General features: G+C 64.1%; 7 protein-coding genes. 6 read left to right on the forward strand and 1 reads right to left on the reverse strand.

Annotated elements, in window-relative coordinates; genetic code table 11:
* The first annotated feature begins 4 nt into the window (after nt 1-4).
* The 6 genes from tssM (at nt 5) to BM244_RS22915 (ending at nt 8,631) form a co-directional block, all read left to right on the forward strand.
* Entirely contained in the window at nt 5-3,502 is a 3,498-nt protein-coding gene (gene tssM / locus BM244_RS21585; RefSeq protein WP_093400976.1) for a type VI secretion system membrane subunit TssM, read from the forward strand.
* On the forward strand, nt 3,499-4,032 hold the full coding sequence (gene tagF, locus BM244_RS21590) for a type VI secretion system-associated protein TagF (RefSeq protein WP_093400977.1): 534 nt from the start codon (nt 3,499-3,501) through the stop codon (nt 4,030-4,032). Before tssM ends, tagF begins: the two co-directional genes overlap by 4 nt.
* The gene (locus BM244_RS21595; protein ID WP_254784743.1) at nt 4,029-4,799 is read left to right on the forward strand and encodes a PP2C family protein-serine/threonine phosphatase; all 771 of its coding nucleotides are present in this window, start codon (nt 4,029-4,031) and stop codon (nt 4,797-4,799) included. The genes tagF and BM244_RS21595 overlap by 4 nt, the downstream gene beginning before the upstream one ends.
* Entirely contained in the window at nt 4,796-6,670 is a 1,875-nt protein-coding gene (locus BM244_RS21600; protein WP_093400978.1) for a serine/threonine-protein kinase, read from the forward strand. Before BM244_RS21595 ends, BM244_RS21600 begins: the two co-directional genes overlap by 4 nt.
* A gap of 563 nt (nt 6,671-7,233) precedes the next feature.
* A complete protein-coding gene (locus BM244_RS21605; RefSeq protein ID WP_139227070.1) occupies nt 7,234-7,431 on the forward strand; it encodes a hypothetical protein in 198 nt (65 codons plus the stop codon).
* A 231-nt stretch (nt 7,432-7,662) separates the two neighbouring features.
* Nucleotides 7,663-8,631 (forward strand): hypothetical protein, encoded by a 969-nt coding sequence (locus BM244_RS22915; RefSeq protein WP_139227072.1) that lies wholly within the window; start codon nt 7,663-7,665, stop codon nt 8,629-8,631.
* Between the two features lie 682 nt (nt 8,632-9,313).
* Here the strand turns inward: BM244_RS22915 and BM244_RS21615 are convergent.
* Nucleotides 9,314-10,449, reverse strand: a protein-coding gene (locus BM244_RS21615) for an IS3 family transposase (protein WP_093400981.1) whose coding sequence is annotated in 2 segments (ribosomal slippage) — nt 9,314-10,182 and nt 10,182-10,449 — 1,137 coding nt in all. Because the reading frame shifts where the segments join, the coding sequence is not laid out codon by codon here.
* Nucleotides 10,450-10,769: the final 320 nt, after the last annotated feature.

The following is a 10,769-nucleotide window of genomic DNA, read 5'->3' on the forward strand; positions in this document are numbered from 1 at the left end:
AGTGATGCGACGCTTTTTTAGCAATTGGTGGGCGGTCACGATCACCTGTGCGGTGCTGCTCGCGGCGTTGCTTGGCTTCGGCCTGCCACTGTTCGTGAGCGCGATGCGGCCGCTTTGGGTGCGCATAGGGTGCGTCGTCGGGGTCGCGCTGATCTGGGGTCTCGCGGCGTTCCTGCGGCGGCGGCGGACGCGGCGTGCGGCGGATGCGATCGCGGCCGAACTCGCCGGTCCCAACGCGATCGACGCGGAGGGCAAGGCGCTCGGCCAGCGGATGACCGAGGCGCTATCGCGGCTGAAGGGTGCGGCGGGCAAGCGGCGCGACTATCTCTACAAGCAGCCTTGGTACGTGATCATTGGCCCGCCGGGATCGGGCAAGACCACCGCCTTGCTCAATTCGGGCTTACGCTTTCCGTTCGTCGAACAGGCGGTGCGCGGCGTCGGCGGCACGCGCAACCTCGATTTCTGGTTCGCCGACGAAGCTGTGCTGGTCGACACGGCGGGACGCTACACGACGCAGGATTCGGATCATGCGGTCGATTCCGCGGGGTGGAACGCGTTCCTGTCGCTGCTGCGGAAACACCGGCCACTCCAGCCGATCAACGGCGTCATGGTCGCGATCGGAATCGACGAACTCGTCCGCAGCGATTGCGCGAAGATCGACGCGCACGCGCGCGCCGTTCGTCGCCGGCTGGTCGAGCTGCGACGGACGCTGGAGGTCGCGGCACCGGTCTATGTGGTGCTGACCAAGGCCGATCTGCTGGCGGGCTTCACCGAATTCTTCGACGACCTCGATGTCGAGGGCAGGCGGGCGGTGCTTGGCAGCACGCTCACCTTCGGCGACGGCCGCGCCAATGCCGAGACGCTGGCCAAGGCGTTCGACGAAATCGCGCAGGCGATCGCCGACCGCCAGGCCAAGCGGCTGTTCGACGAGAGCGATCCGCGCCGCCGCGCGCTGATGCTCGGGCTTCCGGCACAGTTGCGCTCGCTGCGGGCGCGGCTGATGCGGTTTCTCGACGGTGCGTTCGTGTCCGGAGACGAGCCCGCCGGCGTGCTGCGCGGCTTCTACCTGACGAGCGGGTTGCAGGAGGGCGCACCGCTCGATCGGATCATGGCGAGCATGGCGGAGGTCTACGACCAGCCCGCCGCCGCATCGGGCTCGAGCGGACGCGCCTATTTCCTTAACCGGCTGCTCGGCGAGGTGATGTTCCCCGAGGCTGGGCTGGTGAGCACCGACCCTCGGGCGAAGGCGCGGATGCGCAGTCGGTTGATCGGGACGATCGCGGGGTTGGGGATCGCTGTCGCGCTGGTGCTCGTCGCATGGGGCGTGAGCTATGCGCGCAACCGCAGTTTTCAGGCGGATCTCGCAACCAAGGCGGGGGCGGCCGAGGCACAGCTTCGCGACGCCGGGGTCGATCTCCGTCAGGTCCGTGACGGCGATGCCGATTTGCGTGCGGCGTTGCCGGGGCTGAACGCGTTGCGCACGCTGCCCCGCGGTTACGCTGCGCGCGTCGCCGGCGGGCCGCCGCTCGCGATGACGTTCGGGCTGTATCAGTCGAGCCTCAGCCGCGAGGCGGAGGAGACGTACCGCGAGGCGTTGCGCAGGGTGATGCTGCCGCGCCTGTTGCTGCGGCTAGAGACGGCGATGCGCACCGATGGTGCGGATCCGATGCGGCTGTATGAACCGCTCAAAGTGTACCTGATGCTCGGCCAGCAGGGCCCGATGGATGCCAAGACGGTGCGCGCTTGGGTGACGAACGACTGGGCGACGCAGGTCTATCCGGGTGCCGACAGCCAGGGCGAGCGCGACCAGTTGGCGCAGCATCTCGGTGCGCTGCTCGGCGATACCGACATGGCGAGCGTCTGGCCGAACCGGAAGCCGCCGCTCGACGGAGCGCTTGTCGCGCAGGCGCGGGCGGCGGTACAGACGCTGTCGCTCGCCGATCGTGCCTATGCCGTGCTGCGGCAGAAGGCGGCGAGCGCTGGCGCGCCTTGGGAGATGGCGAACATCCTGTCGCAGGGCGATGCGCTCGCCTTCGCCAATCCCAAGCAGGTGCTCACTGCGCGCATCCCGTATTTCTTCACCCGCGCCGGCTATGAGCGCGCGTACATGGTCGGGCTTGCGACCGTGCAGCAGGACCTGAAGCGCGACCTGTGGGTGCTGGGCGGAGATGCCGGCAACGGTGGCGTGCGCGACGAGATGAGCAACGTCCGACCGGGTGTCGCCGGGCTCTACGCCAAGGCTTACATCGCTGCGTGGGAAGGCGTGCTCAAGACGTTGCAGCCGGGTCCGTATTTCCGTGATCCGGTCGCGTTCGGCGCGTTCACCAAGAGCCCGTCGCCGCTGAAGCGCGTGCTGCTCGAACTGCGCAAGAACACCATCTTCGAGGGCGGTGCGAAGGCCGGGCTTGCACGCGCGACCCGCTATGGCCTGAACCGATCGCGGGTCGGGCGGTTCGCCCAGGAGGCGAGCCGCGACCGCGCGTCCGGGATCGACGCGGGCGAGGAGATCGCCGCGTATTTCCAGCCGCTTCAGGACTATGCCGGGGACGGACGCGGAACGGCACCGGTCGATGAATTCGTCGCGGCGCTCAAGGAGGCCGGGCAGGCGGTGATGGCGGCGCAGTCGGTCGGCGGCGGCGGTGGTGCGGATGCTACGCAGGCCGGCATGGCGACGGCGATGGCGTCGGTCAAGGCCGCCGCGGCGGGCGCCCCGCCGCAGTTGCAGGGGTTCGTCTCGACCGCGACCGGCGGTGGCGCTTCGGCGCAGATCGGCGCGGCCAAGGGGGCGATCTCGGATGCCTATGCGCAGACTGTCCTGCCGGCGTGCCAGGAGGTTGCCCAGGAGCACTACCCTTTCTTCGCGACGTCCGCGCAGGATGCGTCGATGGTTGATGCGCTGCGCGTGTTCGGGATGGGCGGCGTCGTCGACGGCTTCGTCCAGACGCGGCTGAAGGCGCTGATGCAGACCGACGGTCCGGTGTGGCGCTGGCGCAGCGAGGACCCGATCACCGCATCGCTCAACCCGTCGAGCCCGGAGGCGTTCGCCAAGGCAGGCCAGTTGCGCGATCTGCTCGTCGGCGGTTTGCCGATCAAGGTTTCGGTGGCCAGCTTCGGCAGCGATGTCGGCATGGTCGAGATCGCGAGCGGCGGCACGCGCTATCGCTTCACGCCGTCGATCAACGGCGCCAAGCCGCTGCTGTGGTCCGCCAGCGGTGGCCTGCCCGAGGCATCGGTGGTGCTGTATCGCCCCGGCCCGGCGCAGACCGACCCGACCAGCGAGCCCAAGCCCGGCGCTGAGATCGCGCATTGGAACGCCGAGGGCCCCTGGGCGCTGTTCCGGGTGATGGACAAGGCCGACAAGCAGAATGCCGGGCAGCGGGCGATCAAGGCGCGGTTCGGCGACGGCGGTCGTTCGGCGACGTTGCTCGTCGGCCTGCCGAGCGATCGCAACCCGTTCAGCAGGGGCGGCCTGTGGTCGTTCCGCTGCCCAGGTGCGCTATGAGTGCCGCTCCGGTCCGCACGTGCCTGTTCGGCAAGCTGCCCGCGCATGGCGACTTCGTCTCGCGCGGCTGGAATGCGGACGAGAGGGATGCGCTTGATACCTGGCTTTCGACGTCGCTGGCCGACGCGCGGAGTGTGCATGGTCCGGCGTTCCAAACCCGGTTCGACAGCGCACCGCCCTGGCGATGTGTCATCGACGCCGCCGAGGGTGGCATATCCGGCGCGCTCGCGGCGTCACAGGATGCGGTCGGGCGACGTTTTCCGATATTCATCGTGGTGACCGGTGCGGCCGACGCGGCGGCAGCGGAGGCGTGCGAGCGGTTGCTGTACGATGCTATCGGAGGTGGCTGGACCGCCGATGCGCTGGTCGCCCAGGCCAAAATGCTCATCCTCTCCCAGAGCCCGACGGACCGGTCGAACCGGTGGTGGACGGAGGGCGGCGAGGGATTTGCGTCCAGCGAGCGGCTTGACGCCTATCCGGCTGAGCTTATCCCGAAGATGCTAACCCCCGCTATTCCGGCGGCATCGTGAGCGGCCGCACGCTGCGCACCGAGGGCGCTGCCGCGTCGCATGTCGGCATGGTCCGTCGCGCCAACGAGGACAGCTTTTGCGATCGCGGTGCGGATGGCGTGTGGGCGGTCGCCGACGGTATGGGCGGCCATGCGCACGGTGACTGGGCGTCGCAGGTCCTGACGAAGGCGCTGAATGACGCCGCCCTGCCGGATGATTTCGACCAGGCCTGCCGGGAGATCGCCGCGGCGATCCACGCGGGCAATGCGCGTATATGGGAAGAGGCGCAGGCACGCGGGCAGCAGATGGGCACGACCGTCGCCGCGCTGCTCGTCCGCGATGGACAATTCGGCGTGGTCTGGGTGGGCGACAGCCGCGCCTATCTGCTGCGCGGCGGGGTCCTCTATCAACTCACGCGCGATCATACCCAGGTGCAGGAACTGGTCGATCGTGGCCTGCTCGAGCCGCATGAGGCTGCAGCGCACCCGCGTGCGCATGTCCTGGCACGCGCGGTTGGCGTTACGCCGACGCTCGAGGTCGATGTCGTGGTCGACGCGGCGGAAGCCGGCGACGTGTTCCTGGTGTGCAGCGACGGGCTGACCGGACAGGTGAGCGATCCCGAGTTGACCGCGATGCTCGCCGCAGCCGACGGCAAGGCCGCGATCCGCGACCGATTGATCGCGCTGACCCTAGAGCGCGGCGCCCCCGACAACGTCACCGTGATCGTGGTCGGCACCGGCGAGCCGACGCTATTGTCGCTCTCGCCGGTGCCGGGTGGTTTCTCGTGAGCGACGAGACGGACCCGCCCATTGATGGCGGACCGGTCGACGACGGCCGTACGGTGTTCTTGCCGCTCCAGCCTGACCCGGCCACCGTCTTCGAGGCGGGTGCCGGGATCGGGTCCGCGCCACCGACGCTCGCGCCGATCGCCCCGCGCGCGGCAGCGCAGAGCATCAAGGTCGGCGACGTCCTCAACCATATCTTCGAAGTGAAGCGGTTCATCGCCCGCGGTGGTATGGGCGAAGTGTTCGAGGGCGCTAACGTCATCACCGACGAGCGGGTCGCGATCAAGGTGATGCTGCCCGCGCTCGCCGCCGACGAGAACGTCATCACCTTGTTCCGCCGTGAGGCGCGGACGCTGACGCATCTCCACCACGAGGCGGTGGTGCAATACCGCGTGCTCGCGCAGGAGCCGCAGCTCGGCGTGCTCTACATCGTCACCGAGTATATCGACGGCACCAACCTGTCGGACGTACTGAAGACGGTGGATGCGTCGCCTGAAGCGCTGGTGGCGGTGCTGCGGCGGCTCGCATCGGGCCTTCAGGCGGCGCATGCACTCGGCGCGATCCACCGCGACATCTCACCCGACAACATCCTGCTCGGCGGCGGCGATCTCGCCCGCGCGAAGATCATCGATTTCGGCATCGCCAAGGATCTCGACCCCGGCACCGCGACGATCGTCGGCGACGGGTTCGCGGGCAAGCTTGGCTATGTCGCACCCGAACAACTCGGCGACTTCAACCGCCGGCTTGGGCCGTGGACCGACGTCTACAGCTTGGCGCTCGTGATCCTGGCAGTGGCAGCGGGGCGAGACGTCGGGCTCGGCGGTTCGCTGGTCGATGCAGTCGACAAGCGGCGAGCGGGCCCGGACCTGTCGCCGGCGCCCGACGTGTTACGGCCGCTGCTCGCCCGGATGACGAAGGCCGATCCGACCGAGAGGCTCGGCTCGATGGTCGAAGTGCTGGCAGAGATCGCGAAGATCGAAGCGACGCCGATACCCGCACCGGCGCCGACCACATCCTACGCCCGGTGGATCATCGGGGGGATCGTTACCCTGATCCTGCTGTTATCGACGGTTGTCTATGTCACTCGTGATCGCTCTACACCGACTGTAAGGCCGATTGCCGCCGCCAAACCCGAAATCGACGGCGTCGCCGACGTCCGAAGCGCGGTCGCCGCGGCGCTGCCGTCGGTCAGCTGCACGTGGCTTCGGATCGTCAGCGTGACGCAAGGGCGCGATCAGCCACAGATCGCGCTCACCGGCGTTGCCGGCAACCCGTCGGCCGCGCAGGCCGAGATCAGCCACGCGCTTGCATCGCAGGGCGGCAACAGTGCGTTGCTCGACTTTTCGGAAGTCGCGCCGATCACTCCGGCGGGCTGCGCGGCACTCGACGCCTATCGTCAGATCGGCGCGCCGGACGATACGCGTCTGTCGGTCGCGCAACGCAAGTTCGAGATGCGTCGCCAAGCTGGCGATACCGCCTATGCCGGCACCGTCGCCGCCAATGCTATCGTCAAGGTCGCGGTTCAGGATCCGAGAACTGATTTCACGCTCGTTGGCCTAGAACCCTCCGGCAAGATCGACTTGCTCATCCCGAATCGCGCCGCGTTCCGGGCGCAACTGGCAAGCTCTCGCAACGGTGTGCCGATTACCGATCTTGGTACCGACACTTATCGTCTTCAGATTGATCTCGACCATCAGGGCTGGTCCGGTCTGCTGCTGATCACCGGCCGGGCGCCGTTCGACCCAGCGGTCGTCGCGCCCCCCCTCGGAGCCCGGGGCGCAGACTGGCGCGACCGCCTCGTATCGCTGGCTGCCGAACGCGGCTGGCAGGCCGACATGGTCTGGTTCAAGTCCATCGACGAACAGAGGGACTAACGATCCTGCGATGCCGATTAACGCCGATACCGGGTGAGCCGCATCAACGCGAATATCGAGATGTCCGCGCCGTATTTGCAGTAATTGTAGCGAATTATCGAACTGTAGCAATATCGTTGCCGAGGCCCTGTGACTACCATTAGAATACGGCTGCGCTCGGCCAGAACGAACGTGACGATTAACGTTAGAAGCAAGCCAGAGTTCGGTGCTATTATTCGAAAACTTTTAAACTTAAATTTCAGCACTGCTACTCTCGCAAAAAGGATAGTCGTTATCTTAGAAGAGCCACTTATATAAACGACGTTTTAGATCGCGTGCGCGAGGTGTTCATAGTCCTCAGGCGCACGTCCAGCGTTGTTCGAAAAGACTGTCCTGCGCTTCGGAAGCGTTCACCGCATTGGCTCTGTCCCGCATCATATACGTGCGGAATGACGGTAACGGGCAGGGGAGGTTTTCGGCCTCCCCCTTAGCTCACGACCGCACATATCCAATGGCGGCTGTTCGACGGCACGTTAACTTCGTCGTCTCACTGTTTTGCCTTTGTTCTCATGGAGCACGCACCCGTGTCGATGCGCAATGACGCTGAACAGCTCTCTGAAACGCACCCTCTGATCGCGGAAATCTTGCCCGAACTTCAGCGTGACGAGGTGCAGACGGCCTACTTCCAGTGCATGCAGGACGTTCCCGGAAGTCTGCTGGGACCGATCGAGGCGGAGTTCGCTAAGCGCGACCTTTCGCCTCACGCGACGGCGTTCGGTTGATCGCGAGCGTCATCAAAGCCGAACGGATCGCGGACGTTATCGAGTAAGCTCCCTGCTGGCCCCATGTGGCACTCTCGGTTCTATCCATTCCTTGTTAGGGCCTTGGGTGCCTGCGGGTAGCGACCAGCCTCCCGCGTTCATTGGTTGCCGGTTATGTCTTGTCTTGAGCAATGCCATCGTTCAGCATCTGAACAGCAACGGCCAACGTTATAGCTTTGGAGAGCAACAGGCGTGGACACCTTTTCGGAACTGCCCGTTAGAGACGGCGTTGGCCCTTGGCACCTTAACTATTTCCGAGTATTCATATCTGTCGCGCATAACCGGGTGCTGCCAAACGGCACCGGGTTGATGGGCATGATGCATGACCTATTGAAGAATGGTGGCGCGAGTGTTGTACCCGAGGCAAAGACCTGGAAAACTCGTTCGACATTAGCGTTTACTGGGGTGGCGAAAATTAAGCCTTTCTCACGGGTGGGATTCGACGACTTTGCCAGTTTCACGCTGCCTCCCCTACACATCGATAGTGTCGGCCTGCCCATACCTGCAGTCGCCCACTCGTTCACTGCGCAAACGTTAAAACGGAATTATGAATCGCCAGAAGATCGTGCCATCCGCAAGATCGCACGTATATATTTGACGAATGACGGGAAAAAGCTGCGGGAAGCGCGCAACCGTATAAATCGCCGCGATCCATCGCGATCAAACGATATAATAGATGATATTGTTCGTTGGGTAGAAAATCGTGCCGTAGACGCAGCGGAGGATGCTCGAAAGCTCGAGGCGCAGCTGATTGACAAACTGTGCGATTACGCTGTCTTCGTGAATCAGCATCATTTCTTGGCCGGCCGCCGATCATTCTGGATCGGGCGAATTTCCGACTTTAAGCCGAGTCAGGCTGATTTGAGGAGCGCACACGTCAAGCCTCCCTTGGCGGATCTCTGGGTGTTTGAAACAGCCGCGGTTGAGCGCTTCTCTCGCTGGGATTTCCTAGGGACCACAGAAGCCGTAATGGGTGGCAATACAAAGATGATCGAGCCAATCTGGATCGCAATGTGCGAAAATGTGGCTTCCAAGTTCGGTGCAAGCAACGGTTCGATTGAGGTCAAGCATGATACCGTTTGGAGCGAGAGCAGCGTCCTGCAAAGCCCAGTTTATCACGCGATAAAAGATCGGCACGCAGCGTTGTTGCCTAACCGTTGAGGCTAATACGGGCAGCCGGCGTCGCGCTTGGAATCGATGCTGGGCGTCTGAGCCGACGCCGAGCGATAAGGGAGCCTACATGATGCCGACATCAATGTGATCGCCCGGGACCGCAGGCGTCTCAGGGCTAGTGGAATTCATGGGGCTTGTCCTACACGGGGCACGGCAGCGCCGCATCAGCAGCCGTGCGGAGGGTGGTCCGCTCCCGACGATCTGCTTGACCACTAGGGGAAGTCAGGACTGGATCCGCCAGAACTGCGTACTGAAGTTGTTTAGGCCGCCGAGATGCTCGTCGGTCGTTGCCTCGTAGGTTTCCGGTATGTCCTCGCCGCCGCCCCTAGTTCGTAGATATTCGTGGACCGAATGCAGCGCCGCGCCTCAACATCTCCCAGATCCGGTAGATCCGGTCCTGCTCGTCCTCTTCCCGCTTGGCCGCGCTCGGCTTCCGCTTGTACGTAGGCGTCAGGAATGCGGAACGATCGGAAACTTCGTGGCGGAAAGCGATGACACCGTGCGTCCAGTCGTCGTCGACAGACCTGCGCCACCGATAACTTACGCGGACCTCCATGCGCTTCTTAAAACGGGATGGCGTCATGATCTGATCGTCGACGTGGAAAAGTTAGAGGTTGCTCGGTTCATTTGAACAGCTCGGCGCGATTGCTAAGTGGAGCGTCCGCCGGTATCATGCCGCTGCGAGAAGCGGCCGGTTGAAGTAGACGTGATCGGGCGTCCTGCGGTCAAGCGACGAGTGCGGCCGTCGGCCGTTATAGAAGGCCAGATAAAGGCCGATCGAGGCGCGGGCCTCGCTGACCGAGCCATAGGCCCGCAGGTAGACCTCCTCGTATTTCACGGAGCGCCAGAGGCGCTCGACGAACACGTTGTCGCGCCAGGCGCCGCGGCCGTCCATGCTGATTGCGATCTTCTCGCGCTGCAAGACGGCGGTGAACGCCATGCTCGTAAATTGGCTGCCTTGATCGGTATTGAAGATCTCCGGCGCTCCGAAGCGCGTTAGCGCTTCCTCCAAAGCTTCGATGCAGAAATCGGTTTCCATCGTGATCGACAGCCGCCAGCTGAGCACCCGCCGGCTGAACCAGTCGACGATGGCGATCAGATAGACAAAACCCCGCGCCATTGGAATGTAGGTGATGTCGGTCGCCCACACCTGGTTGGGCCGCATCACCGCCAGCTTGCGCAGCAGATAGGGATAGATCTTGTGACCCGGCGCCGGTTTCGACGTGTTCGGTCGCCGGTAGATCGCCTCGATCGCCATCTTCTTCATCAGCGTGGAGACGTGTAGGCGGCCGACTTTGACGCCTTCAGCGGCAAGCAGGTCGCGCAACATCCGGCTGCCCGCGAACGGGAAATCCATGTGCAACGTGTCGATCCGCCGCATGATCGCGAGGTCGGCAGCCGAAGTAGGCCTGGGCAGATAGTAGACGCTGCCGCGGCTGATCCCCAGTTCCCGCGCTTGCCGTGTCACCGGCAATGCATGCGAACGCTCGATCATCGTTTTGCGCTCGGCAACAGTCCTGCTTTGTTGAGCGCCCCGAACAAAAAATCGTTCACCAGCGTCAGCTCGCCAATCTTGGCGTGCAACGTCTTCACGTCGATCGCAGGCTCCGCCGGTTCGCTATGGCCGTCCGACCCGAAAACCCCCACTGCGCCTTCTAGCAACTGGCCGCGCCAGATCGTGATCTGGTTCGGGAGAACGTCGAACTGCTGCGCCAGCTCGGCTAGCGTCTTCTCGCCCTTCACGGCAGCCAGGGCCACCTTGGCCTTGAAGGCCGGGCTGTGGTTCCGGCGTGTTCGCTTCGTCATCTTATCTCCTGTTCGGAAGCCATGCTTGCCGCCTTCAGGCAGAAACTCCACTTAACAGCCTGTCCAGATTTGCCGAGCCACCTCTCATGCAGCAAGTTCGGGCGCATCATACAAGAACAGTGCCGGAATTGCGGGGGATACCTGCACTTTCGGCTCGGGCTGGTTCTCTGGGGATGCGGTACGGTCCGTCGTGTCAGGCATGGCATTATATAGCTCTAGATTTGGCTAGGCTCAGGACTCGTTGATCAGAGCCAGAAGATGACAGTGGCGGCGAGCGCGATAGCGGAGAAGAAGACCGTCGGGCATCGATCATAGCGGGT

Source organism: Sphingomonas sp. OK281 (assembly GCF_900115295.1).
GTDB lineage: Bacteria > Pseudomonadota > Alphaproteobacteria > Sphingomonadales > Sphingomonadaceae > Sphingomonas.

What these genes read in the sequence shown, in the direction of transcription:
- tssM (WP_093400976.1), top strand. Translation starts at nt 5, where the DNA reads ATGCGACGCTTTTTTAGCAATTGGTGGGCGGTCACGATCACCTGTGCG.
- tagF (WP_093400977.1), top strand. Translation starts at nt 3,499, where the DNA reads ATGAGTGCCGCTCCGGTCCGCACGTGCCTGTTCGGCAAGCTGCCCGCG.